Origin of the sequence: Scandinavium goeteborgense (assembly GCF_003935895.2) — a bacterium.
In the GTDB taxonomy this organism is placed as follows: Bacteria; Pseudomonadota; Gammaproteobacteria; order Enterobacterales; family Enterobacteriaceae; genus Scandinavium; species Scandinavium goeteborgense.
In genome coordinates, this window is sequence record NZ_CP054058.1 from 1935665 (window position 1) to 1961054 (window position 25390).

General features: G+C 51.9%; 28 protein-coding genes and 1 other annotated feature. Of the genes, 15 read left to right on the forward strand and 13 right to left on the reverse strand.

Annotation, left to right across the window (positions count from 1 at the left end):
* The first annotated feature begins 11 nt into the window (after nt 1-11).
* From oppC to A8O29_RS10030, 4 genes are read left to right on the forward strand one after another with little or no spacing between them, the layout of a single operon-like run.
* Nucleotides 12-920: an oligopeptide ABC transporter permease OppC gene (oppC, locus tag A8O29_RS10015; protein ID WP_125353212.1), complete on the forward strand. Its 909-nt coding sequence runs from the start codon at nt 12-14 to the stop codon at nt 918-920.
* Nucleotides 921-931: 11 nt separating this feature from the next.
* The gene (gene oppD, locus A8O29_RS10020) at nt 932-1942 is read left to right on the forward strand and encodes an ABC transporter ATP-binding protein (RefSeq protein ID WP_125353210.1); all 1011 of its coding nucleotides are present in this window, start codon (nt 932-934) and stop codon (nt 1940-1942) included.
* The gene (gene oppF / locus A8O29_RS10025) at nt 1939-2943 is read left to right on the forward strand and encodes a murein tripeptide/oligopeptide ABC transporter ATP-binding protein OppF (RefSeq protein WP_110508605.1); all 1005 of its coding nucleotides are present in this window, start codon (nt 1939-1941) and stop codon (nt 2941-2943) included. The genes oppD and oppF overlap by 4 nt, the downstream gene beginning before the upstream one ends.
* Before the next feature lie 45 nt (nt 2944-2988).
* Nucleotides 2989-3831 carry an ion transporter gene (locus tag A8O29_RS10030; protein ID WP_125353208.1) on the forward strand — a complete coding sequence of 281 codons (843 nt, stop codon included), beginning with the start codon at nt 2989-2991 and terminating at the stop codon, nt 3829-3831.
* Nucleotides 3832-3922: 91 nt separating this feature from the next.
* Here A8O29_RS10030 and A8O29_RS10035 read toward each other — a convergent pair whose 3' ends face one another.
* Entirely contained in the window at nt 3923-4252 is a 330-nt protein-coding gene (locus A8O29_RS10035) for an HI1450 family dsDNA-mimic protein (RefSeq protein WP_110508601.1), read from the reverse strand.
* 34 nt (nt 4253-4286) lie between these two features.
* Nucleotides 4287-5747, reverse strand: coding sequence for a cardiolipin synthase (cls, locus tag A8O29_RS10040; protein ID WP_125353206.1), 1461 nt, complete (start codon nt 5745-5747; stop codon nt 4287-4289).
* A 138-nt stretch (nt 5748-5885) separates the two neighbouring features.
* On the opposite strand from cls, the gene A8O29_RS10045 reads away from it, so the two are divergent.
* Nucleotides 5886-6059 carry a YciY family protein gene (locus A8O29_RS10045; RefSeq protein ID WP_125353205.1) on the forward strand — a complete coding sequence of 58 codons (174 nt, stop codon included), beginning with the start codon at nt 5886-5888 and terminating at the stop codon, nt 6057-6059.
* Nucleotides 6060-6107: 48 nt separating this feature from the next.
* Here A8O29_RS10045 and A8O29_RS10050 read toward each other — a convergent pair whose 3' ends face one another.
* Nucleotides 6108-6404: a YciI family protein gene (locus A8O29_RS10050; protein ID WP_125353203.1), complete on the reverse strand. Its 297-nt coding sequence runs from the start codon at nt 6402-6404 to the stop codon at nt 6108-6110.
* Between the two features lie 220 nt (nt 6405-6624).
* Here A8O29_RS10050 and tonB point away from each other — a divergent pair, with 220 nt between their 5' ends.
* The gene (gene tonB / locus A8O29_RS10055) at nt 6625-7362 is read left to right on the forward strand and encodes a TonB system transport protein TonB (protein WP_168713837.1); all 738 of its coding nucleotides are present in this window, start codon (nt 6625-6627) and stop codon (nt 7360-7362) included.
* Nucleotides 7363-7400: 38 nt separating this feature from the next.
* Here tonB and A8O29_RS10060 read toward each other — a convergent pair whose 3' ends face one another.
* From A8O29_RS10060 to pfkB, 8 genes are all read right to left on the reverse strand, one after another.
* Nucleotides 7401-8126, reverse strand: coding sequence for a fimbria/pilus periplasmic chaperone (locus tag A8O29_RS10060; RefSeq protein ID WP_125353199.1), 726 nt, complete (start codon nt 8124-8126; stop codon nt 7401-7403).
* A 10-nt stretch (nt 8127-8136) separates the two neighbouring features.
* Complete coding sequence (locus A8O29_RS10065; protein WP_125353197.1) at nt 8137-9258, reverse strand: CfaE/CblD family pilus tip adhesin; 1122 nt, start codon at nt 9256-9258, stop codon at nt 8137-8139.
* 1 nt (nt 9259) lies between these two features.
* On the reverse strand, nt 9260-11944 hold the full coding sequence (locus tag A8O29_RS10070) for a TcfC E-set like domain-containing protein (protein WP_125353196.1): 2685 nt from the start codon (nt 11942-11944) through the stop codon (nt 9260-9262).
* Nucleotides 11945-12035: 91 nt separating this feature from the next.
* Nucleotides 12036-12530, reverse strand: coding sequence for a CS1 type fimbrial major subunit (locus A8O29_RS10075; protein WP_125353194.1), 495 nt, complete (start codon nt 12528-12530; stop codon nt 12036-12038).
* An 83-nt stretch (nt 12531-12613) separates the two neighbouring features.
* Nucleotides 12614-13345: a pilus assembly protein PapD gene (locus A8O29_RS10080; protein WP_125353192.1), complete on the reverse strand. Its 732-nt coding sequence runs from the start codon at nt 13343-13345 to the stop codon at nt 12614-12616.
* Between the two features lie 566 nt (nt 13346-13911).
* Nucleotides 13912-14769, reverse strand: coding sequence for a fructosamine kinase family protein (locus A8O29_RS10085; protein ID WP_125353190.1), 858 nt, complete (start codon nt 14767-14769; stop codon nt 13912-13914).
* Between the two features lie 87 nt (nt 14770-14856).
* A complete protein-coding gene (ghoS, locus tag A8O29_RS10090; RefSeq protein WP_110508581.1) occupies nt 14857-15159 on the reverse strand; it encodes a type V toxin-antitoxin system endoribonuclease antitoxin GhoS in 303 nt (100 codons plus the stop codon).
* A 90-nt stretch (nt 15160-15249) separates the two neighbouring features.
* Nucleotides 15250-16182, reverse strand: a complete 933-nt coding sequence (gene pfkB / locus A8O29_RS10095; RefSeq protein WP_125353188.1) for a 6-phosphofructokinase II — start codon at nt 16180-16182, stop codon at nt 15250-15252.
* 316 nt (nt 16183-16498) lie between these two features.
* On the opposite strand from pfkB, the gene A8O29_RS10100 reads away from it, so the two are divergent.
* A complete protein-coding gene (locus A8O29_RS10100) occupies nt 16499-17257 on the forward strand; it encodes a DUF481 domain-containing protein (RefSeq protein ID WP_125353186.1) in 759 nt (252 codons plus the stop codon).
* 40 nt (nt 17258-17297) lie between these two features.
* Here the strand turns inward: A8O29_RS10100 and A8O29_RS10105 are convergent, their stop codons facing one another.
* Nucleotides 17298-17828, reverse strand: coding sequence for a DedA family protein (locus A8O29_RS10105; protein WP_125353184.1), 531 nt, complete (start codon nt 17826-17828; stop codon nt 17298-17300).
* Between the two features lie 84 nt (nt 17829-17912).
* On the opposite strand from A8O29_RS10105, the gene A8O29_RS10110 reads away from it, so the two are divergent.
* Nucleotides 17913-18689, forward strand: a complete 777-nt coding sequence (locus A8O29_RS10110) for a LamB/YcsF family protein (RefSeq protein WP_125353182.1) — start codon at nt 17913-17915, stop codon at nt 18687-18689.
* Nucleotides 18690-18704: 15 nt separating this feature from the next.
* Here the strand turns inward: A8O29_RS10110 and A8O29_RS10115 are convergent, their stop codons facing one another.
* Nucleotides 18705-19928 (reverse strand): mechanosensitive ion channel family protein, encoded by a 1224-nt coding sequence (locus A8O29_RS10115; protein WP_125353181.1) that lies wholly within the window; start codon nt 19926-19928, stop codon nt 18705-18707.
* Nucleotides 19929-20190: 262 nt separating this feature from the next.
* On the opposite strand from A8O29_RS10115, the gene A8O29_RS10120 reads away from it, so the two are divergent.
* From A8O29_RS10120 to pheS, 7 genes are all read left to right on the forward strand, one after another.
* Nucleotides 20191-20616 (forward strand): hypothetical protein, encoded by a 426-nt coding sequence (locus tag A8O29_RS10120; protein ID WP_125353179.1) that lies wholly within the window; start codon nt 20191-20193, stop codon nt 20614-20616.
* Between the two features lie 296 nt (nt 20617-20912).
* A complete protein-coding gene (thrS, locus tag A8O29_RS10125) occupies nt 20913-22841 on the forward strand; it encodes a threonine--tRNA ligase (protein WP_125353177.1) in 1929 nt (642 codons plus the stop codon).
* A 3-nt stretch (nt 22842-22844) separates the two neighbouring features.
* Nucleotides 22845-23387, forward strand: coding sequence for a translation initiation factor IF-3 (infC, locus tag A8O29_RS10130; RefSeq protein WP_110508565.1), 543 nt, complete (start codon nt 22845-22847; stop codon nt 23385-23387).
* A 96-nt stretch (nt 23388-23483) separates the two neighbouring features.
* Nucleotides 23484-23681 carry a 50S ribosomal protein L35 gene (rpmI, locus tag A8O29_RS10135; protein ID WP_001124225.1) on the forward strand — a complete coding sequence of 66 codons (198 nt, stop codon included), beginning with the start codon at nt 23484-23486 and terminating at the stop codon, nt 23679-23681.
* 52 nt (nt 23682-23733) lie between these two features.
* A complete protein-coding gene (gene rplT, locus A8O29_RS10140) occupies nt 23734-24090 on the forward strand; it encodes a 50S ribosomal protein L20 (protein WP_002440151.1) in 357 nt (118 codons plus the stop codon).
* A gap of 129 nt (nt 24091-24219) precedes the next feature.
* Nucleotides 24220-24343 (forward strand) — a sequence feature (Phe leader region).
* The gene (gene pheM, locus A8O29_RS10145; RefSeq protein WP_001386830.1) at nt 24225-24269 is read left to right on the forward strand and encodes a pheST operon leader peptide PheM; all 45 of its coding nucleotides are present in this window, start codon (nt 24225-24227) and stop codon (nt 24267-24269) included. (Overlaps the previous feature by 45 nt.)
* 63 nt (nt 24344-24406) lie before the next feature.
* Entirely contained in the window at nt 24407-25390 is a 984-nt protein-coding gene (gene pheS / locus A8O29_RS10150) for a phenylalanine--tRNA ligase subunit alpha (RefSeq protein ID WP_110508563.1), read from the forward strand.

Below are 25390 nucleotides of genomic sequence, written 5' to 3' on the forward strand. Positions count from 1 at the left end.
TGGAGTTCGCCATGATGTTGAGTAAGAAAAACAGCGAGGCGCTGGAACACTTCAGTGAAAAACTGGAAGTCGAAGGCCGCAGCCTTTGGCAGGACGCCCGCCGTCGTTTTATGCATAACCGTGCGGCGGTCGCCAGCCTGATTGTGCTGGTGGTTATCGCCCTGTTCGTCACGCTGGCACCGATGTTGTCGCAGTTCAGCTACTTCGATACCGACTGGAACATGATGTCCAGCGCACCCGATATGCCTTCCGGGCACTATTTCGGGACCGATTCATCCGGCCGTGATTTATTAGTGCGCGTCGCGATTGGTGGTCGTATCTCGCTGATGGTAGGGATCGCCGCGGCGTTGGTCGCTGTCATCCTTGGGACGCTGTACGGCTCGCTTTCCGGCTACCTTGGCGGCAAAGTGGACTCGGTGATGATGCGTCTGCTGGAGATCCTGAACTCCTTCCCGTTCATGTTCTTCGTTATTTTGCTGGTGACGTTCTTCGGTCAAAACATCCTGCTTATCTTCGTGGCAATCGGGATGGTTTCCTGGCTGGATATGGCGCGTATCGTGCGCGGCCAGACCTTAAGCCTGAAGCGCAAAGAGTTTATCGAAGCGGCACAGGTCGGTGGCGTCTCTACCGCGAATATCGTTGTGCGTCATATCGTACCGAACGTGCTGGGCGTGGTGGTGGTTTATGCTTCACTGCTGGTGCCAAGCATGATCCTGTTTGAATCGTTCCTGAGCTTCCTCGGTCTGGGTACCCAGGAGCCGCTCAGCAGCTGGGGCGCATTACTGAGTGATGGCGCCAACTCCATGGAAGTCTCTCCATGGCTGCTGCTGTATCCGGCAGGTTTCCTGGTGGTAACCCTGTTTTGTTTCAACTTTATCGGCGATGGCCTGCGTGATGCCCTCGACCCGAAAGACCGCTAAGGAGTGATGCCATGAGCACGATTGAAATGGTTAACGCCCCGCAGCAGCAACAATCTGGCCTGCTGCTGGACGTAAAAGATTTACGCGTAACGTTTGCCACGGCAGACGGCGACGTGACGGCGGTGAACGATCTGAACTTCAGCCTGAAAGCAGGCGAAACGCTGGGGATCGTCGGTGAATCCGGTTCCGGGAAATCCCAGACCGCGTTTGCGCTGATGGGCTTGCTGGCGAAAAACGGTCGCATTGACGGCGTCGCGTCTTTCAACGGCCGTCAGATCCTGAATCTGCCGGAGAAAGAGCTTAACCGCCTGCGCGCCGAACAGATTTCGATGATTTTCCAGGACCCGATGACGTCCCTTAACCCGTACATGCGGGTGGGCGAACAGCTGATGGAAGTGCTGATGCTGCATAAAGGCATGGGCAAAGCCGAAGCCTTTGAAGAGTCAGTACGGATGCTGGATGCGGTGAAAATGCCGGAAGCGCGTAAGCGTATGCGCATGTACCCGCACGAGTTTTCTGGCGGCATGCGTCAGCGTGTGATGATCGCCATGGCGCTGCTGTGTCGGCCGAAACTGCTGATTGCGGATGAGCCGACGACCGCTTTGGACGTTACCGTTCAGGCGCAAATCATGACCCTGTTGAATGAACTGAAAAGCGAATTCAACACCGCCATCATCATGATCACGCACGATCTTGGTGTTGTGGCCGGGATCTGCGACAAAGTGCTGGTGATGTACGCCGGACGCACCATGGAATATGGCAATGCGCGCGACGTGTTTTATCACCCGGCGCACCCGTATTCGATGGGGCTGCTCAACGCGGTGCCGCGTCTGGATGCCGAAGGTGAATCGCTGTTGACCATTCCAGGCAACCCGCCAAACCTGATGCGTCTGCCGAAAGGCTGTCCGTTCCAGCCGCGCTGTCCGCATGCGATGGAAATCTGCCACACGGCTCCGCCTCTGGAGGCTTTCGCGCCTGGCCGTTTACGCGCCTGCTTTAAACCGGTGGGGGATCTGGTATGAACGCCGTGACTGAAGATAAAAAAGTTCTGCTCGAAATTGCCGATCTGAAAGTGCACTTTGACATCAAAGACGGTAAACAGTGGTTCTGGCAGCCCTCGAAAACCCTGAAAGCAGTCGATGGCGTCACGCTGCGACTGTATGAAGGCGAAACGCTGGGCGTGGTCGGGGAATCTGGCTGTGGCAAATCGACTTTTGCCCGCGCCATTATCGGTCTGGTGAAAGCCACCGAAGGGCGTGTCGCGTGGCTGGGTAAAGATTTACTGGGCATGAAACCAGATGAATGGCGCGCCGTGCGCAGCGACATTCAGATGATTTTCCAGGATCCACTGGCTTCTCTGAACCCGCGTATGAACATTGGCGATATCATCGCCGAGCCGCTGCGCACCTACCATCCGAAAATGCCGCGTCAGGAAGTGCGTGACCGCGTGAAGGCGATGATGATGAAAGTGGGCCTTCTGCCTAACCTCGTCAACCGTTACCCGCATGAATTTTCCGGCGGTCAGTGTCAGCGTATCGGTATTGCGCGCGCGTTGATTCTTGAGCCAAAGCTGATTATCTGTGATGAACCGGTTTCGGCGCTGGACGTGTCGATTCAGGCGCAGGTGGTAAACCTGCTCCAGCAACTGCAACGTGAAATGGGCCTGTCGCTGATTTTCATTGCCCACGACCTGGCGGTGGTAAAACACATCTCCGATCGCGTGCTGGTGATGTATCTGGGTCATGCGGTGGAACTGGGAACTTATGATCAGGTTTACCACAATCCGCTGCACCCCTATACCAAAGCGCTGATGTCAGCGGTGCCCATTCCAGACCCGGATCTGGAAAAGAACAAAAAGATACAATTATTGGAAGGTGAGTTACCGTCACCTATCAACCCGCCGTCAGGCTGCGTATTCCGCACCCGTTGCCCGATTGCCGGGCCGGAATGCGCGAAAACGCGACCGGTTCTGGAGGGCAGCTTCCGACACGCCGTTTCCTGTCTGAAGGTGGACCCGCTATAATCTCCCGGGCTGACAACTGTCAGCCCTTTTTTTTGTGAGGTTATTGTGCCCGTTGCCCCGGTTTTACTCCGCCAGCGTCTTTACCGCATTCTGTTTGATCAAAGTACCCGCTGCGGACGTCGCGTCGAGGCGTTTTGCGGCTGTTTTGCGTTATTCAGCGTTATTATTATTTTCGTCGAGTCGGCTTTAGACACTCGCTACCATCTGACCTTCGATCAGTGGCATACCTTCGTCTATCTCGAATTTATTATCACTGCCGTCTTCACCGCCGAGTATCTTCTTCGCGTGCTGTGCTGGCCGCAACCCGCGAAATATGTCTTCAGTTTCTGGGGCATCATCGATTTAATCACCGTGCTGCCGATGTATGTGCTGTGGTTGTGGCCGGAAATTGGCGTGAATTATGTTTTCGCCTGGCGGGCATTAAGGACTATTCGTGTTCTGCGGGTGCTGAAACTGCTGCGTTATATGTCATCGTTGCGGGTCTTCTGGCTGGCGATTGTCAGCGCCCGCCACCAATTAATGGTGTTCTATTTCTTAATCGCGATTGTGATGGTGGTCTTTGGCTCGCTGATGTACGGCATCGAAGGGCCCGAGAATGGCTTTGCCACCTTAGGGGCTTCGGTGTACTGGGCGGTGGTGACCGCTACCACCGTGGGCTACGGTGATATCACCCCGCATACCGCGGTTGGACGTTTAGTGGCGTCGTTGCTCATCTTGATTGGTTACTCGGTTATCGCTATCCCAACAGGCTTAATTACGACCCATATGAGTAATGAATATCAGAACCGTCGCAGTACGCGTGTATGCCCCAGATGTAAGCATACCGGGCATGAAAAAAATGCCCATTATTGCAGCACCTGTGGAACGGAATTGCCTCTGTTCAAATGAAAAAGCCCGGCAGCGCTGAGCTTGCCGGGCCTACATTTTGTGTTTATTGCCCGATAAGCGTCAGCGCTATCGGCAATAAACAGCTTAAGGGTTATTCACGCCACAGAATATGGCAAATCTTGTGGTCTTTATCACGACACAGCAGCACGCGGGCAAAGATATCGTTTAATTCGCCGCCGTCGGTATCGGCCAGACCGATAACCACTTCGGCGAAGAAATCAGGGTTCAAATCGAAATCGACATGTTCCTGCCAGTCTTCGGCCGGGTCAAACAGCTCGGCACCGCCACGCTCTTCAAACTGCAAGTTAAAGATAATGATATCCGCAGGATCGAGGTTATCACCCGCCAGTTCGAGAAAAATATCGTAGGCCTGCTCGAGCGTTTCGTCTTCGGTCAGGCGATTATTTAAATCCATTTCCATGATGACACCTAGATTTTCAGCTAATGGGCACGTTTTACAGCAACGGACTAAAGAAGTAAAACAGTCGCTCGGTGACGCGCTGCCAAAGTGGACGTTTTAACCAGCGCTGCGCATCCAGCAGACGCGAACGGGATATGTAATCGTCCTGAACCGCCGCCAAATCGCCGCCAAAACCCGCGTCATCAATCGCCAGGGTGATTTCAAAGTTCAGCCACAGGCTACGCATGTCCAGGTTCACCGTGCCGACCAGGCTCAGTTCGCCATCGACCAGCACGCTCTTGGTGTGTAGCAGGCCGCCTTCGAACTGATAAATCTTAACGCCAGCGGCTAATAGTTCAGTGAAGAAGGCGCGGCTCGCCCAGCCAACTAATACCGAATCGTTCTTGCGCGGCATAATAATGCTCACATCCACCCCACGCTGGGCGGCGGTGCAAATTGCGTGCAGCAGGTCGTCGCTCGGCACAAAATACGGCGTGGTCATTATCAGGTATTCACGCGCAGAATATGCGGCAGTGAGTAACGCCTGATGAATCAAATCTTCCGGGAAACCGGGGCCAGAAGCGATGGTATGGATGGTGTGTCCGCTCGCTTCTTCGAACGGCATAATATTGGCGTCCGGGGCAGGGGGCAGAATGCGTTTGCCGGTTTCGATTTCCCAGTCGCAGGAGTACACAATCCCCATTGAGGTGGCGATTGGGCCTTCCATACGGGCCATCAAATCGATCCATTGCCCCACGCCCGATTCTTGTTTGAAGAAGCGCGGGTCGACCATATTCATACTGCCGGTGTAGGCAATATAGTTGTCGATCATTACCATTTTGCGATGCTGACGCAGGTCCATGCGGCGCAGAAACACACGCATCAGATTAACCTTCAACGCTTCCACCACTTCGATTCCGGCGTTACGCATCATCGCCGCCCACGGGCTGCGGAAAAAGTCGACGCTACCGGCAGAGTCCAGCATTAACCGGCAGTGCACGCCCCGGCGCGCTGCGGCCATCAGTGATTCTGCGACCTGATCGGCCATGCCGCCCGGGTGCCAGATATAGAAAACCATTTCTATATTGTGACGCGCGAGCTGAATGTCGCGAATCAGTGCCTGCATGACGTCATCCGATTCGGTCAGCAGTTGGAGCTGATTGCCTTTAACCCCGGCAATCCCCTGGCGGCGTTCGCACAACTTGAACAGTGAGCTTGCCACTGGGCTGTTGGATTCGGCAAAAATATGATTGCAGGCTTTAAGATCGTTGAGCCACTTGGCGGTGGACGGCCACATTGCGCGGGCGCGTTCGGCGCGTCGCTTCCCCAGATGCAGTTCTCCGAACGAAAGATAGGCGATGATCCCGACCAACGGCAGAATATAAATGATCAGCAACCATGCCATCGCTGAAGGTACCGCGCGTCGTTTCATCAGGATACGTAACGTCACGCCCGCGATTAACAACCAGTACCCCAGAATGACCAGCCAACTCACCACGGTGTAGAAGGTTGTCATAAAAAATCCTTTTGAAAGCCTGTCGTTATGAGTTTACGCGTACGGATTCATCTGGCAAATAAAAACAGGCGGCAAAAGCACTGGTCAGCCGGGCGCAAGGGTTTATAATATGCGCTCTTTCATCTCTGAGATGTTGAAATGAAGCGTAGCAGAAACGAAGTGGGGCGCTGGCGGATGCTAAGACAAGCCAGCCGTCGCAAAGCGCGTTGGCTGGAAGGTCAGTCGCGCCGCAACATGCGTATCCACTCAATCAGAAAATGTTTGGGCGCGCGGCAGCGAAATTCACTGCTCTTCGCAATCTACGAATTCTGATGACAAAAAAGGCACCGCATGCGGTGCCTCTTGTTTTTTGGGGCGCTATCAGAACACTTTCTTGTACGGACGCACTTTCACATTCTCGTACACCGCCGCAGCAACGTACGGATCGGCTTCAGCCCAGGCCTGTGCCGCTTCCAGCGACTCAAACTCTGCAATCACCGTCGAACCGCTAAAACCGGCTGCGCCAGGATCGTTACTGTCCACCGCGGGCATTGGACCCGCGGTCAGCAGACGGCCTTCGTCATGCAGCAACTGCAGGCGGGCAAGATGAGCAGGGCGAACCGACGAACGTTTTTCCAGAGAGTCGGCGACATCTTCAGCATAAATCACGTAAAGCACGGGTACAGTCCTTATCGGTAAATTGTCGAAACACGTTATTTGAAAGCGCGGATGACTGCAATGCAAAGATTCCTGGAGGCCTGACAGGGCGCGACAAGTGTGCTTTTTTTCGCCAACAGCGGCAGAAAGTTGACCCAAGATAAGATGGCTTATTGAATATGATTGCTATTTGCATTTAAAATCGGGGCATCATTTTTCAACTGCAGCGATTATGACTTCAATGACCCTCGATATACCTCGTCGTTTTCCGTGGCCCACGTTGCTCTCCGTGGTCATTCACGGAGCCTTAGTGGCGGGTTTGCTTTATACCTCGGTACATCAGGTTATTGAACTGCCCGCACCTGCGCAGCCTATTACAGTGACGATGGTCGCGCCAGCTGATCTGGAGCCGCCGCAGGCGGTACAACCGCCTCCACAGCCGGTGGTTGAACCTGAGCCAGAGCCTGAGCCCGAAGTCGTGCCAGAGCCGCCGAAAGAAGCGCCGGTGGTGATTCATAAACCTGAGTCCAAGCCTAAACCGAAGCCAAAACCTAAGCCTAAGCCGAAACCGGTGAAGAAAGTCGAGCAGCCGAAGCGCGAGACCAAACCGGTTGAGCCGCGTCCGGCGTCGCCGTTTGAGAATTCCACGACGCAGAGTCGTCCGCCAGCAAGTACCGCGCCAGCCACCAGTAAACCTGTGGCGGTGGCCCCGGCCGGCCCGCGTGCACTGAGCCGTGGCGAACCGCAATATCCGGCTCGCGCCTATGCGTTACGTATTGAAGGCAAAGTGCGGGTTAAATTTGACGTGACCGGAGACGGTCGGGTGGAAAACGTTGAAATCCTCTCCGCGCAGCCTTCCAACATGTTTGAACGTGAAGTGAAATCCGCGATGCGCAAATGGCGCTATGAACCCGGCAAACCGGGGAAAGGCTTGATCATGAATTTCGTGTTCAATATGAAAGGCATTCAGGTCAACTAACACTCCCGTCAACCTCGCCCCGGTCTATGGGGCGGGGGCTATTCGCCTGGCGTTGTCACCGTTTTGTGGGTGACAGGGTCGATGTATTCCAGTTTGATATTTTGCAATGACTTACCCTGAATATGGGCGGCGCTAATATCCAGGGTTTCGTCGGCATAAACGCTTTTGTTGATATCGGTCCATCGACAGTGGCTGCTATCGGTACAGTCACCGACACGCGCGATGACGGCGTGAATATTGCCTTGATTGGCAACGCGCTGTGCAGCGGTATCTATCACCAGTTTGACCTGCGGATGCTCCGGCGGCACGTTAACCACCACACCCCAACTCATTTCAATACCAACCGCAGTGCTGACATCATCGTTGCCTGCCGGAACGGTCACGTCCGGCGTTGAACCGGGAACGGCATTGATCCACACCCGATAAGAAACTTCTTTTTGCAGTGGTTTGAGGCTCACAAAGCGTAATGACTGTGTTGCACCGGCAGGGAGCGCAAAGCGTGCAGGGGTCACCACCAGACTGTCAGCACTGCCCATCTTCACTTTCACTTCGTGCTCTTGCGCCGTGGCGGGGTGCTCAACGCGCCTGACGTCCACTGCCATGAAGCGAGTTTCCGTGCTTTTAGAGATCACATGCACGACGCCGTTACCCTGCGGAGTGAGCATGACCCGCATCGGGAACACCGTCACGTTTGCGTATGCAGGTGCGAGGCTCATCAGGCTAAGGAGCAACAAGCCACTCAGGGAGGCACGTTTGAAAGTCATTTATCGACTCCTACATCTGGGTGGTCAAAAAGAGTCTGAGCCTGGCGGTGTACTGTCCGGCTTGCTTACTGGCAATGGCAAATTCCGGTGTGGTAAAGCGCAGTCGGGAAGGGACACAGACTACAGGTTGCGGAATGCCCGGCAGATAGACCGATCTGAGTGGAACGTGCTGAATGTCCCGAATGACGTAATCCTGCATGTTGACCATTGTGCTGTAAGCGTTCGTTGTGGGGTCAAGGATTTCAAGATGGTAGTCAATGCGATGACCTTCGTCCCCTTGGCCTTGATTATAAACAGAGAACATTGAAGCCTCACGGCCATCTGCGAAGGATGTCTGGTCATGTGCGTTCAGAGTAAATGTACTGCTGTTGGCGTTATAACCATCATAGAGGCACATGTCCAGTGATGCCGTTCCGCTCAGCATGGCCTGGTTGCCAGATGTACCTGGCAGAGGGCGCAGGTTTAAATCCACATGGGGGGCGGCGGTGCCAAATTCGGGAAGGTATATTTGCTGATTATTATTGTCAGTGACGTTTAGCGTGATATGGGCGTTCCAGTTAGCCAGTTTTTTACCCGGAGACCATTGCCATAACTCCAGAGTCATATTGGCTTGCCAGATTCCGCCGACGGGCAAGGCTGCTAACTGATCCGGGGTAATATACATATAGAGATTTGTGCCGCTGCCTGCCACGCCTGAGCCAGCCGATTCAGCAGAAGTGACCTCGAATTTACTGCTACCTTGCGTGTGATAGCCCATAACATTTATAACCGCATGTAATCCACTACGTTTCTCGATAAATAACAAGGGAATAGACGTTATTCCATAATCATCCCAATCCCCTTCATTGTTATGTGCTTCACCACTTTTACACTGCCCAGTGTCCGGCTTCGAATTTGATAAACAGCGCCAGTTGTTTCTTGCCCATAATCCTGGGTTAGATGTGTCATAACCGCCATTTTCATTAATCCAGATGTCGACCTGTGCGGGCAACGCACTTTTGTCAAAATCTGCCGTAATAGTGGTATCCCGTCCGGCTGGTGCAATGCTTTCAGCTTTTGCCTGAGTACAGGAGAATATTAAGACCAGGCTCATCGCCAGGCAGATGAGGAAGGTACGAACAAAGTTTTGCATATTAATCTCGGGAAGCAGATGAAGCCTGATGACGTAACTCTTCAGGAAGTTGGGCAGGGGTAATTGGCGTGCAGTGTGTTTCACCTACGAAGCGCACGACGTCGCGTTTAGACTCAACCTTCACCGGACACTGATAAATAGCGCTGGAATTTTCCAGATACAGATTTTTCGGTTGTTGGGTCAGTTCTGCGGTGAAACCACCGTCTTCTTCGGCAATAAAAGAGTGGGCATTAAGGAGTTTGCCTTCACTAAGCGGCTGACCTGTCGCGGTAAGCAAGGTACCAATATAAGTATAGTGTGATTCCATTTTAACCTCGCGCACCTTCATCTTACCCGGCAGCAGGAACACCGACTGATTGCCCGCCCCACGGGTGATATCGGCCATACTGGTCTGGCGTACGTCGCTGTTCTCATTCACCGAGACTTTATCCGCCTCGAAACCATTGACCGGGAATAAGGCTTTACTGCCCTGGCTCATTTGGGCTGAACCGCCGCCGTCGACCGCAACATTGACTAGCGCTTCATTGTCCTTATTTGCGTCCTCATCGCCATTGACCCGGACTGCGACTGCCGCACCTGGCGAACCCGTCCCTGCCGGACCCCAGTAAAAACCTGAGTGTGATAAGGCCATAGAGGAACTGTAAGTACCGCTGAGGGCCGTCTGGTGCGTTTGCTGTGTGCGATCGTAACTATCGGACAACGTAGCCGAAGCATCACCATATTGGCCATTCATATGCCCGTGCACATCGGCATTCATATTGGTACTGTTGTTGCCCCCGACGGTGACGCCGAACTGTCGTTGATTTGCTTCGCCCCAGTTCCAGTCCTGACTTGCCGAATAATTAAACTGAGCATCACCGGATTTGCTGCCCTGGTAATCGGTACTGACTGACGTATGGCTGGCCCTTCCGGTGTTATTGGCAGGTGTGCTGCGGGTCAATGTGAAGCCAAGATAAAGTCCCTTATCTTCATTGGCCTCATCATCGCTGGTGCGGTTATAGGCACCAAAGCGTGTGCTGACCGACATCCCTTTCCACAGAAAGCTGCGGTTAAGCGTAAGTTGTACCGTCCTGGATGAGGAGTCAGCCTGGGTTGCATTGGCCATATTGTCTTCAAAAGAGCGTGAGGCATCGTAGTTATCATTCGTCAGGCTGGTGTTGGTATTGAATGTATAACCCAGTGATACCGACCATGCTTTCACGGGCACTGCAATCGTGGCATTCAAGGTCTTATAGCAGCCAATGTCGGCATAATCCTGACGGTCAGTGTCCGTCGCACATTCGTTGCCATAGGCCGCGTTGCGGTAAACGCTCAGTGAGAAACCGTCGTTATAACTGAGCTGTTCAGAATCACCTTTCGTACCGTCGCTGCCTGTCAGCAGGTTGGTCTGGACATCCAGCACACCGTCAAGAAATCGATTATCAAAGCCGTGCGTCCACTCGACACCGCCTTCCATAAAATGCTGATCGGCTATTTTCGCCACCCCAGCGGTTAACGTAGTCGAACTTCCAACGGGCAGGCGAGCGCCAGCCTGGAACGCAGTCTCATTCTGTGTGTCATCGTGGGTGTTGCCGCTGCCGCTGACCTGGTTGGCGACTTTGCCGCCCTGGATAAACCATTGCATATGACCATCGCCAATTCCGCCGGTGCGGGTATAAGGCTGCACTTCGGTACGCGCGAGATTGTTATCTTCGTACACTTTTAGCGTAACGCTGTAGCTCCCGGCCGGGAAATTACCGGTATCGAGGGTATTGGAGCCGCTGTTTAAATAAAACGTGCCGAGGAGTTGATTGCCACGGTAAGCATCCACGCGGGATTTACGCGACAACAGAATGACAACAGGTGAGCCTTTACTGGCTTCTTCCCGGTTCAGGTAGCTCAATGAACTCCCTGCTCGTACGCCGTCGATAGCGCCGAGGGGCAGCATAGTGAAATTGATATTCCCGCCCAGATTGCTGGATAAATCGCGGGAGTCCATTCGACCGACCTGCACGTAATGGCGCTGGCCAAGGCTCTGGCGATAGTAAAAATCATCAACATTGACGGCTTGTTCCGTCGTGTCGTCGCTGCGATACGCATTGAGTGACCAGTCAAAACCGACATAGCCATTGGTCAGAACGCCAAGCGCACCTGCGCCCTGCAGCGAGATATTGCTGTAATCTTTCTCAGCGACCACGTTGAGGATCTGCTGGTGTATAAACGCGTTTTCAGTTTCGCGAGTGGGGGTATAATAAAGCGCATGTTTATCCCCTTCTGGTAACAGTTTTTTGTCGAGAAACACACTGACTTTTGAATCGTTTTCATCGTAAATGATTGCCAGTTTGTCAGTGGTGAGAAAGCCACAACCCGCTGCATTGTTGTTGCTGCTGCAGGAAAGATTGCCATTACGCGTAAGGGGGTGTGAGATTTGGTCGGCCAGTTGTGTATATTCCTGACTCTCTTTTTTAAGCGGTAAATTTAAGGCATTCAACACGTCAAGTGGTTTGACAAACTGCACGCTGTCGAGGGTGACGTTCGCTTCAAACAGGCCAGCCGATTGGCCCAGCAAGCTGACGTCAATCCAAACTTTTTGGCCGGTGACCAGTTCTTCAAAACCAGCAGGCACTTCAGATGCCGCGAATGCTGTGGAACCGAATAAGGCGAAATGAATAGCCAGGCAGCAAACGGATGCTTTCCATGATTTCATACACTTCCCCTTATCAGAAAAAATTCAAAAAAAACCTGCCACCCCAAATCGATAAGGGGGCAGGTTGGATGCCAATAAATTCAGTACAAACTTATTCGGTAGCCTGGGTCAGGATCAGGGAAACCATGCCGGTGTACTGGCCAGTAGGAATTGCCTGAGTAACAGTCTGCTGAATAACCAGTGGCAGAGTGATTGAACCCTGTTTGGTTTCTGCAGTAGGGAACAGTTCGGTACCTGCAAATGCCTGAGGTGTTGCAGTCAGTACTTTACCGCCCAATTTTACATCCAGAGTGGTCGCGCCGGCGCCGGTGGTATTGTTCAGTGTTGGGTTTGCAGTAATGCTGGCGTTGATATCTTTTTCCGCATCGTTAGACCAGATTTTGGTATCAATAGAGTAAGGAGAAAGACCTACGCCAGGGATATACTGCATATCAATACTGGATGGCAGAGCTTCACCGTCAGATTGTGTGATATCCAGGGTGGCATCTACTGTTGCGTTAACAGTAATATCTTTTTCGATCGCGAAGGCATTAACAGCGACGCCAAGAACCATTGCAGTTACAACAGATTTAAATACGATATTCATAATTAATAGACCTTTAGACAGAGTTTGGCTGCACAATGATTTGCGCAAGTTATTAAGGTTGAGAGTGACAGACTGCTTTTGAATTATGACAATGAAAATACTTTGCTTGTCATTTTTTTATCTACCCAGTTTCTATATTCCACTTTAACGACTCCTTTGAGTGATGTTTTAAAAGATGCCGGAAGTGTGAATGTCTGATCTGGGTATATTTTTTTAGTGATGGCTTCCCAAGTACATCCTGCATCACTATTTTTTTCTGGACAAACACCGATCCGGGTTAATTCAATGTGAAGATTACCGGTATTTGTGATGGCTTTTTTCTGAGCATCCAGCGTGAAATTAATCTCTGGAGTGACCGGAGGTACGAAGATCAGCGCTCCCCAAGAGATATTGATACCCACTTTACTGCTGGAGTTGGGGGAATCCGGTGCCTTTTCATTATCAAGCCCCTGGATAGGATCGAAGTACACCCGATACACCTGTTCTTTAGTTGGCGGTATCATGTTTACAAGGCGCGTAATCCGAGTAGTACCCGATGCCAGGCCAAACTTAGAGGGGGTGATAATCAAATTTTTGCTTTCACTCTGGCTGAGTACTCTTTCTTTTTCTTGTTTTGTTCCGGGATTTTCAATCTTCTTGACCGTTGCTTTGACATATTCAGTTTGTTTAGAACCAGAGATGATTTTAATTTGCCCTGCGCCTTGCTGATTCATTTTTACCGACATCGGATAAACGGTAACGGCAGAAAATGCGGAAGAGGATATTAATAATCCAGTCATAGCGGCAAGAGACGTTAAACGGAAAAATTTGTTCATTTTTGGATTGCACTCATTATAAGATAATTAGTAAGTCCATTCTGGTGTGTTAACCATATTAATTCAGGATGCGTTTCGCTTACTAATAACACTCTTTATGTCGAGTGGGGAAATGCTTTGAATTATGGGTCAGTCCGTTGTGTGAGATGAATCATACATATCTAACATGACTTAGGGAAGTGCTTGTATTTATCCTTGGCAGCAATAAAGCCAAAGCAATGGCGAAGGGAAATAATATTTATAACAATATAATATTCTTATCACAATGAATGGTAACGATTATTTTTAGCGAGTGGAATAAATGTTGCGGAAATGTTTTTGCTATCAATGTCTTATTACTGGATACTTAATGAATAATACAGTTAATTTAATAAAAGTGAGGGATATTGCGTATGCAAAAATAAAATGTCCGTTTACGTAATAAAATCAGCACGTAACGGCTGTTTTTTGAACTGGTGTATACATTGATGGTATCAATGGTTTAGTCGGGAATCCGCTCCGTACGAGCTACCGTGAGGCCTCCGAAAAGGCCTCATTATGAGAACGTACAGTGCCTGGCACGATGTTTATGCGGCCAATACTCGGTCCAGCGCTTTTTGCGCATTCACAAGATGCTGCCCACCAAACAGAATGGCGCGGTTAAGCAGGGTATAGAGCTGATAGACCGGCTGGCGTTCGAGGAAGTCCGGCGGCAGCGGTGACACCGACTGATAGCCATCATAAATTTGCGGGGGCTGTTCCGGGTGTAGCGGCAGCATCGCTAAATCACACTCTCTGTCACCCCAATAACAGGCGGGGTCAAAGATATACGGCCCGGATGGCCCAAGCGCACAGTTACCTGACCATAAATCACCGTGCAATAATGACGGTTGCGGCTGGTGCGAACTTAGACGCTGGTGGATGTGCTCGACGATGGCATCAATATTACCGAACGCGAGACCTTTTTCGGCCGCGAGTTCGAGCTGCCAGCCAATGCGCTGTTCGGCAAAGAACGTGGACCAGCGGCGCTGCCAGGCGTTGGGTTGGGGAGTAGTAGAAAGGTCATTGTCGAAGTCGAGGCCAAACTGCGGCTGCTCACTCCACTGATGAAGACGAGCCAGCTGCTGGCCGAGCAGGAAGGCGTTGTGTGCATCCAGCGGTCGGGGAGGGAGAAACTCCATCACCACAAAGCTATAATCACGGTCACTGCCAACGGCGTACACCTCAGGTACGGCAACGGTCTCGCTGCGCGCCAGCAGGTCGAGCTGATCGGCTTCCGCGGTGAAGATGGGCAGCATTTCTCGCTCATCGCATTTAACGAAATAGTCCTGACCGCTAACGCGTAAATGCCATGCGGCGTGGATTTCTCCGCCGGGCAGTTCGTTGCGCAGCTCGATTTCGCCGTCTCCGTGCTCTTTCAACAGGCTACAGATCGCTTGCCACATGCTATCTCTCCCCATGTTTTCTGCCAGATCATAAGGTTAGCGCATAAATGCGGTGGAAAAACTCGAACTGACGCACAACTGTGCGTTTTAACGTGTCGTATTGGTTGCGTTGTCCTGCAGCCAGTGTTCAAAGGTCACTACGCTGACATCGGGCTGGTGACCGAGTGCAGTTTCCGCCAGGCCGGTAGTCAGGGCTTTGATATCGTCTTCACTTTGCGGGCTGACCAGCCCAAACGTATTGGTGCCCAAATCATGCACTTTGCCGTCGTCGTCGGTCAGTGTCAGCGTAAATCCGGCGCGGGTCAGATGGTTATTGAGCTCATTGATTTCGGTCAGCGTCTGTTCATGAAAACTGACCGTCACCACGTAACGCGTGATTTCTCCGCTCATCGGGAACCTCGTTGTTAAGCATGGAGTTTTATAGCATAGCCGATTACCGTCAATTTTCGACTCCCGCCGCGGTTTCAGCGGGAGCAACGTTCAGCGTCGGCACAAATAATCGTAAATATTTCGCGTGTTTTCTAATGAGCACAAACGCGTACCCTGGTTGATGGTGGCGGCACTGCCGGCGGCCACGCCGTAGCGCACCATTTCGTCGAGCGATGCGTTCTCCGCCAGTTTAAGCACCATAGCGCCGACCATGCTGTCACCGGCTCCGACCGTGCTCTGGCTTTTAACCGGCGGCGGCACAACCTGCACGCTGCCATCGGCATCGACGCCTAATGCACCCTGTGGCCCCAATGAGACAACCACACGCCGCGCTTTTCCGCTGCGGACAATCTCTTCGGCCGCTTTGCGTACGTCATCAGGCTGCGTCAATTCCCGCTGCACGAGTGCGCTGAGTTCTTTCTGATTTGGTTTCACCAGCTCAATACCGCCGACGTCCAGTGCGGCGGAAAGGGCGTCACCGGAGCTGTCCACCACACAGCGAATACCGTGCTGTTGGGCTGATTTGATAAGCTCTACTAGCTTCGCCACATCTACGCCGGGCGGCAGACTGCCGCTGATCACCAAAATTGCGCCGACTTCGATTTGCAGGGCTTTCCGTTCAAGCTGGCGGAATTCGTCTTCATTTAATGCCGCACCGGGCATCACAAAGCGATACTGCTCGCCGCTGGTTTCGACATGTACGTGAAGATTTTGACGCGTCCAGTCGTGGGCGGTGACCGTTTGCACAGGCACTTGCTCATCTGCAAGAAGGGATATCAGATGCTCGCCGGAGGCGCCACCGGCCGGGAAAATGGCCGTGGATTTACCGCCGAGAAACGTGATGGCGCGGGCAACGTTTATTCCACCGCCGCCAGGCTCAAATACCGGGGCGCTACAGCGTAATTTGCCTTCAGGATAGATTTGCGGAGTCAGCGTTGCGCTGTCGAGAGAGGGTGCCAGCGTAAGCGTATAGATATTAACCATTCGATTACCTCCATTTATGACCCTGACGAGTCGCCGATTTTATGGTCAGCGATAAGCCTGGCACCTTAAAAGGGGTTAAGAAAGTGACAAGGATATGATTTTTCGCAAATTTACAATCCCTAATGACCGCGTTTATATATGAAATTAAATGTCATTTGAGATCGTTCTTATTCAAAAAATGAAACAAGAATTCATTGCTATGTTATTCACGCCTTTTTATAATTTGTTACCTTTCTTAGGACCGCCTGTTGTTGATCCTCGCGAAAGTTTCCGGGACCGTAATGGTCTCTTTTTTTGTTGTACGGACTCATAATAAATGAAGCTTTTCAAGACAGTACCCGCAGTAGTTGTTCTGGCGGGGGGCCTTTTTGCGTCGCTGCACGCCGTGGCCGATAATACCGTTTTTACTGTCATGGACGACCCTTCCACAGCGAAGAAACCGTTTGAAGGTAAAATCAACGGCGGTTACCTGGCACAGTCTGGCAATACTAAAAGTTCTTCCCTGACTGCTGATTCCACCCTGACCTGGTACGGCGATACCACAGCATGGTCGCTGTGGGGGAACGCCAGCAACACGTCTTCTAACGATGAACGCTCGTCTGAAACCTATTCAGTCGGCGGCCGTTCGCGTTACAACATCACCGACGCTGACTACCTGTTCGGCCAGGCAAGCTGGTTGACCGACCGCTATAACGGCTATCGTCAGCGCGATGTGTTCACGGCCGGTTACGGTCGTCAGATCCTCAACGGGCCGGTCCACAGCCTGCGTTTTGAATTCGGTCCTGGTGTGCGTTACGACGAATACACCAACGATGAAACCAAAACTCAGCCGCTGGGTTATGCTTCCGGCACCTACGCCTGGCAGATGACCGACACCACCAAATTTACGCAGGGTCTCTCGGTGTTTGGTGCAGATGACACCACCGTCAACTCCGAGACGGCGCTGGACGTTGCCATTAACGACAACTTCGGTCTGAAAGTGGCTTACAACATCACCTGGAACTCTGAGCCGCCATCATCGGCACCAGAGCATACGGACCGCCGTACGACGGTGACGTTGGGTTATAAGATGTAATTTTTTCAGGCCGGAGCAATCCGGCCTGATTATTATCGTATTACGAAAACAGCTCCGCCAGCCACGGAATGCCCAATGCGCCCGGCGCGAGGATACCGAAGGCCCACACCGCCGCCGAGGTGATGTTGGCTAACTGAAATTTCCCCGATGGCATTCTGCAAATACCCGCGACCAGCGGTACCACGGCCCGCAGCGGCCCAAAAAACCGGCCAATGAATACGCCCCACGCTCCCCATCGTTCAAAAAAGAGATGCCCGCGCTGGACCAGCAGCGGTTTGCGCGAGAGCGGCCAGACGGTGACTGCCCGGTGGCTGTAATGATAGCCAATCCACCATGAGAGCCAGTCTCCGATAACGGCGCCAATAGCCGCAGCCAGCCACACCGGCAGAAACGACAGTTCGCTTTCACCGATGAGCGCCCCGGTTGCCAGCAGGATCACTGTCGCAGGCAGTAACAGCGAGATAAAGGCCAGTGACTCGCCAAAGGCTAATAAAAAAATCACACCGAGTGCCAGTTGCGGGTGAGCGCTGATAAAATCAGTGGTGCTCTGTATCAATCCCGTGAAGTCCATTTGGTGTCCCTCGTAGTAAAACGGATGGAACAGTGATACACCGTGAGACCTTAACGAAAGACTAACAGCCAGGAGATCCCCGACATGCCCGTTGCGCCAAGCATTGATTTAAATAGCGATTTAGGCGAAAGCTACGGCCAGTGGACCATGGGCGATGACGCCGCAATATTGCCTCTGGTCAGCAGTGCCAACGTGGCCTGCGGGTTTCACGCGGGTTCACCGGCGGGCATTCTTGAAACGCTGCGTGCCGCACAACGCCTGGGCGTAAACGTCGGGGCGCATGTGTCCTACCCTGATTTGGTGGGCTTTGGCCGCCGCAATATGGATATCGCCAGCGATGAATTGACCGCCGACGTGATTTATCAAATTGGCGCTTTGCAGGGGTTAGCCACGCCGGCAGGGACGCGAGTACGTTACGTTAAGCCGCACGGGGCGCTGTATAACACCATTGCGCATGACAAGCATCAGGCGATGGCGGTCATCGCCGGTTTGCGGGCAGTAGACGCGTCGTTATCGCTGGTGGCACTCGCGGGTTCAGCGCTTATCGAGTGGGCGCAGGACGCGGGAATCCATACCGTGGCGGAAGCCTTTGCGGATCGCGCTTATCACCGTGATGGCACGCTGGTTTCCCGACGTGAACCGGGAGCCGTCATTCACGATGCGAATGAGGTGGCTGAACGCGTGGTACGGATGATTATCGACGGCGGGGTGATGTCCATTGAAGGCGAGTTCACCGCAATTCATGCAGATTCCATTTGCGTACACGGCGACAGCCCGGGGGCAGTGGAAATGACGCGGCAGATACGTCAGAGACTGGATGCAGAAGGGATTGTGGTCAGGGGATTTAAGCAGGGCGCATAACGCGCCCTGTGGTTGTCAGCAGACGAGGGCCTGCGGACGAAGATCGTTGCCGGAAGGGCGCTGATAAATGCGCAGGCCAAACTCTTCAATTACCGCATAAATATGGTCGAAAATATCGGCCTGAATCGCCTCATATTTCAGCCATTCAACGGTGTTGGTAAAGGCGTAAATCTCCAGCGGCAGGCCTTCAGCGCCCGGCGGCAGCTGGCGAACCATTAGCGTCATGTCTTTGCGGATTTTCGGATGCTGATGCAGGTATTCCGTCAACCAGGCACGGAACGCGCCGATGTTAGTCATGCTTTCCCCATTGAGAACGCTCTGCGCGGCATTGCCGTTCGCTACTTTCTGGCTCTGTTCTTTAATCCACGGCTTGAGCAAATCAACCTGACCCAGACGCTGCAGCTCATCGGCTGACATGAAGTGAATGCTGGTGCTGTCGATGAATACGCTACGCTTGATACGACGGCCGCCGGAAGCCGACATATAGCTCCAGTTTTTAAAGGCATCAGAGACCAGCGCATAGGTCGGGATGGTGGTGATGGTATTATCCCAGTTCTGCACTTTTACGGTCGTCAAGCCGATATCAATGACCGTGCCGTCTGCGCCGTATTTTGGCATTTCGAGCCAGTCACCCATATGCAGCATGGTATTGGCGGACAGCTGGATCCCGGCGACCAGGCCGAGCAGTGGGTCTTTAAACACCAACATCAATACTGCTGCCATAGCACCCAGGCCGCTAAACAGAATGGCAGGAGATTTACCAATCAACAGGGAAATCATCAGAATAGCGACAATCGACGCGGCAACCAGCTTCACACCCTGGAAAATTCCACGCAGCGGTAATTGCACGGAAAACTTGTACTGGTGTGACAGTTTGAGGATCACATCCAGCAGTGAGAAGAAGGAGAGCAGGGCGAACAACAGGATCCACAGTTGCACACAGATGTTGAAAAACAGCCCCACGTGGCTGCCGGTTTCGAGATAGAAACTGAGCTGCACGCTGACCAGAATCCCCTGCAATGTCAGCGAAATGCGGTGGAATAACTTATTTTGCGTGAAGATCTTCAGCCACGGACGGTTGCCTTGCTCCGCGTGTTTTTCTATTTTTCGCAGAATGATCCGGAGAATAAAATGCGCCACGAGTGCGGTCAGGAAAATATAACCGAACACGATAAAGAGTGAAGAGGGGTTGTTCAGATCGATGCCATATCGCTGTAAGAAGGCCAGTAGGTGACGCATAAACGCTCCGGGCAAAGGCGCGTATGCTGTGGGAAAGCGCCAGTGATGGCAATCCAAAGGGTGTTTCAAGTCTTTTATTAAATTTCAGTGAAAGGCCGGGATTGTTACAGGCGCACCCAATTGCAGAATACTCCTAAAGGGATCACTCTTTATTCATGATGTAAGTCAACTAACGAATTTTTCATATAGCCGATATTCGCTCCGGGATTAACAGGCCATCAGAGCCGACATCTAAAATTGAAAATATGTTAATGAGGTATGCATGAAAAAGTTAATGGTAATAGCATCAGTGGTGACCATATTGGCTGGCTGTTCCAGCGAAGCGTCACGTATGGCCAATTGTGAAGCGAAAGGCGTCAGCCGGGATGCCTGTTATATTGCAGAACAGAATCGACAAGCCACCATGAACAGCGCGGCGGAAAAGCAGGCGCTGGAGAATGCTCAGGCGCTCTATCCGCAAAAAGCTCAGGCAGCCAAAAAATCTCTTGCCTTCACCAGGCACTTTGATGGCATGACCATCAAACGCGATACGTTAGGCATTCTGACGGTTGACGGAAAACCAGCAGCTCAGGATGAGGTAACGGCCGACGCGACGGCGTATTCCCAAGGGTTGTTCACGATAATCGCCTATAAAACAGGCAAGGTCGCCGTGATGAAAGAAGGACAATTTCAGGGGTACGCCAAATAAGCGGCGTTAACGGCTAATCAACCGCCTACGGGCGGTTTTTTTATTGTATACAAGCTGCGAGCCCAGGCGGGGTAAAAGCCCATATTCTTCATTGGCTTTAATAAATTCCAAATGCCGTGTACTATGACCGTTCGTTATCAGCAAGTGAAGGTATGTACATTTTGGTTTTGTACACCCTGATGTACCCAGTTTGCAGAGTGAAGCAAATAAAGCCTTTAACGCTGTTGATATGACTAAATAAATTATTTTTGCATGTGCTCTTTCGTGTGGGGCACCACTGTGAATAAGGATATGAAATGCCTGTAATTACTCTTCCTGATGGCAGTCAACGCCAGTTCGATCACGCTGTAAGCCCCATGGATGTTGCTCTGGACATTGGTCCAGGTCTGGCGAAAGCCACCATTGCTGGCCGTGTTAACGGTGAGCTGGTTGATGCTTCCGATCTCATTGAACAAGACGCTACCCTGTCGCTGATTACCGCGAAAGACGCTGACGGTCTGGAGATCATTCGTCACTCATGCGCACACCTGCTGGGACACGCTATCAAACAGTTGTGGCCGCATACCAAAATGGCTATCGGTCCGGTCATTGATAACGGTTTTTACTACGACGTTGACCTCGACCACACTCTGACCCAGGAAGATATCGACGCCCTCGAAAAGCGGATGCACGAGCTGGCGGAGAAGAACTACGATGTCATCAAGAAAAAGGTGAGCTGGCACGAAGCGCGTGAAACATTTGTGAACCGCGGTGAGAGCTATAAAGTCTCCATTCTCGATGAAAACATCGCCCATGATGACAAGCCTGGCTTGTATCATCACGAAGAATACGTCGACATGTGCCGCGGTCCGCACGTGCCGAACATGCGTTTTTGTCATTACTTCAAACTGATGAAAACAGCAGGCGCCTACTGGCGTGGCGACAGCAGTAATAAAATGCTGCAGCGTATCTACGGTACCGCATGGACCGATAAGAAAGCGCTGAACGCCTATCTGCTGCGTCTTGAAGAAGCGGCAAAGCGTGACCACCGTAAAATCGGTAAGCAGCTTGACCTGTATCACATGCAGGAAGAAGCGCCGGGTATGGTGTTCTGGCATAACGATGGCTGGACTATCTTCCGTGAACTGGAAACTTTCGTGCGCTCTAAGCTGAAAGAGTATCAGTATCAGGAAGTGAAAGGCCCGTTCATGATGGACCGTGTGCTGTGGGAGAGAACCGGGCACTGGGACAACTACAAAGATGCGATGTTCACCACCTCTTCTGAGAACCGTGAATACTGCATCAAGCCGATGAACTGCCCAGGTCACGTGCAGATTTTCAACCAGGGTCTTAAATCCTATCGCGATCTGCCGTTGCGTATGGCGGAGTTCGGTAGCTGCCATCGTAACGAGCCGTCAGGCGCGCTGCATGGCCTGATGCGCGTTCGTGGGTTTACCCAGGATGACGCACATATCTTCTGTACTGAAGACCAGGTGCGTGATGAAGTCAACGCCTGCATTCGTATGGTCTACGATATGTATAGCACCTTTGGCTTCGAGAAAATCGTCGTCAAGCTGTCTACGCGTCCTGAAAAACGCATTGGTAGCGATGAAACATGGGATCGTGCGGAAGCCGATCTGGCCGTGGCTCTGGAAGAGAACAACATCCCGTTTGAGTATCAACTGGGTGAAGGTGCCTTCTACGGCCCGAAAATTGAATTTACACTGTATGACTGCCTCGATCGTGCATGGCAGTGCGGAACAGTACAGCTGGACTTCTCTCTGCCGCAGCGTCTTAACGCCTCTTATGTAGGCGAAAGTAACGAGCGTCAGGTGCCGGTGATGATTCACCGCGCCATTTTGGGTTCCATCGAACGCTTCATCGGTATTCTTACCGAAGAGTTCGCTGGGTTCTTCCCAACCTGGATTGCACCTGTGCAGGTCGTGGTGATGAATATCACTGATTCTCAGGCTGAATACGTCAACGAATTGACGCGTAAACTGCAAAATGCGGGCATTCGCGTAAAAGCAGACTTGAGAAATGAGAAGATTGGCTTTAAAATCCGCGAGCACACATTGCGTCGTGTCCCGTATATGCTGGTTTGTGGCGACAAAGAGGTTGAAGCAGGCAAAGTAGCCGTGCGCACCCGTCGCGGAAAAGACCTCGGCACTGTGGACGTAAACGAAGTGATCGAGAAGCTGCTGAATGAAATACGCAGCCGCAGTCTTCAACAACTGGAGGAATAAAGTATTAAAGGCGGAAAACGAGTACAAACGGCACGTCCGAATCGTATAAATGGCGAGATTCGAGTTCAGGAAGTTCGCTTAACAGGTCTGGAAGGCGAACAGCTTGGTATAGTGAGTCTGAGAGAAGCTCTGGAAAAAGCTGAAGAAGCAGGAGTGGATCTGGTAGAGATCAGCCCTAACGCCGAACCGCCAGTTTGCCGAATCATGGACTACGGCAAATTCCTCTATGAAAAAAGCAAATCTTCTAAGGAACAGAAGAAAAAGCAAAAGATTGTTCAGGTTAAGGAAATTAAATTCCGTCCTGGCACCGACGATGGCGATTACCAGGTAAAACTCCGCAGCCTGGTACGCTTTCTCGAAGAGGGCGATAAGGCCAAAATCACTCTGCGTTTCCGCGGACGTGAAATGGCCCACCAGCAGATCGGTATGGAAGTGCTTAACCGCGTCCGTGACGATCTGAGTGAACTGGCAGTAGTCGAATCCTTCCCAACAAGGATCGAAGGCCGTCAGATGATCATGGTGCTCGCTCCTAAGAAGAAACAGTAAGGCCTTCAAGTAGCATTGATCGTGGGACCCTCGGGTCTCACAGTCTTTGTTCGCCTACGTTTCATTTTTCAACAATGCGAAGTGGAAGTTATTAAGATGCCAAAAATTAAGACCGTACGCGGTGCTGCTAAGCGCTTCAAAAAAACCGGTAAAGGTGGTTTTAAGCACAAGCACGCTAACCTGCGTCATATTCTGACCAAAAAAGCTACTAAGCGTAAACGTCACCTGCGCCCGAAAGCCATGGTTTCTAAAGGCGATCTGGGTCTGGTAATCGCGTGCCTTCCGTACGCATAAGTCGTTAACGTTTAACTTTTATTAATCAAGAATATAGAACAGGAGAGCTCATATGGCTCGCGTAAAACGTGGTGTAGTTGCCCGTGCACGTCACAAGAAAATTTTGAAACAAGCCAAAGGCTACTACGGTGCGCGTTCACGCGTATACCGCGTTGCCTTCCAGGCAGTTATCAAAGCAGGTCAGTATGCTTACCGTGACCGTCGTCAACGTAAGCGTCAGTTCCGTCAACTGTGGATTGCGCGTATCAACGCAGCAGCACGTCAGAACGGTATTTCTTACAGCAAATTCATCAACGGCCTGAAAAAAGCCTCTGTTGAAATTGACCGTAAGATTCTGGCTGACATCGCAGTATTCGACAAAGTAGCGTTCACCGCTCTGGTCGAAAAAGCGAAATCTGCACTGGCATAAGCCAGTTGAAGAGGGAGGCTTGCCTCCCTCTTCTCTTTCAAATTATCGTTAAAAATCAGTAAGACATTGACTTTTCAGAGTGAAAACTTTCCAATAAGTTCTTCACAGCCCTTATCAGACAAGGTAACGCAAGCATGAATGCTGCTATTTTCCGCTTCTTTTTTTACTTTAGCACCTGAATCCAGGAGGCTAGCGCGTGAAAGACGAAACGAAAAACAGCGCCAGAAAGCCTCCCCAGGGAGGCTTTTTTCGTATATAGAATTCAAGAGATTAAGTCCGCAAACGGGTGTTTGCACCGACATTATTGAGGAAAACCATGTCACATCTCGCAGAGCTGGTTGCCAGTGCCAGGGCAGCTATTAATGAAGCTTCAGATGTCGCCGCGCTGGATAACGTGCGTGTCGAATATCTGGGTAAAAAAGGGCATCTGACCCTTCAGATGACAACCCTGCGTGAATTGCCGGCGGAAGAACGCCCGGCCGCAGGTGCCGTTATCAACGAAGCCAAAGAGCAGGTTCAGCAGGCGCTGAACGAGCGTAAAGCCGCTCTGGAAGGGGCAGCCCTGAATGCACGTCTGGCCGCAGAAACCATCGATGTTTCTCTGCCAGGTCGTCGTGGTGAAACCGGTGGTTTGCACCCGGTAACCCGCACTATCGATCGCATTGAAAGTTTCTTCGGTGAGCTCGGCTTTACCGTGGCGACTGGCCCGGAAATCGAAGATGACTATCACAACTTCGATGCCCTGAATATTCCTGGCCACCACCCGGCACGTGCTGACCACGACACTTTCTGGTTCGATGCAACGCGTCTGCTGCGCACCCAGACCTCTGGCGTACAGATCCGCACCATGAAAAACCAGCAGCCGCCTATCCGCATCATTGCGCCGGGCCGCGTCTATCGTAACGACTACGATCAGACCCACACCCCTATGTTCCATCAGATGGAAGGCCTGATTGTTGATACCAACATCAGCTTCACCAACCTGAAAGGCACGCTGCACGACTTCCTGCGTAACTTCTTTGAAGAAGATTTGCAGATTCGTTTCCGTCCGTCCTATTTCCCGTTCACCGAACCGTCCGCAGAAGTTGACGTCATGGGTAAAAATGGCAAATGGCTCGAAGTACTTGGCTGCGGCATGGTTCACCCGAACGTACTGCGTAATGTCGGCATCGATCCGGAAGTTTACTCCGGCTTCGCCTTCGGTATGGGTATGGAGCGTCTGACCATGCTGCGCTACGGCGTCACCGACCTGCGTGCATTCTTCGAAAACGATCTGCGTTTCCTCAAACAGTTTAAATAA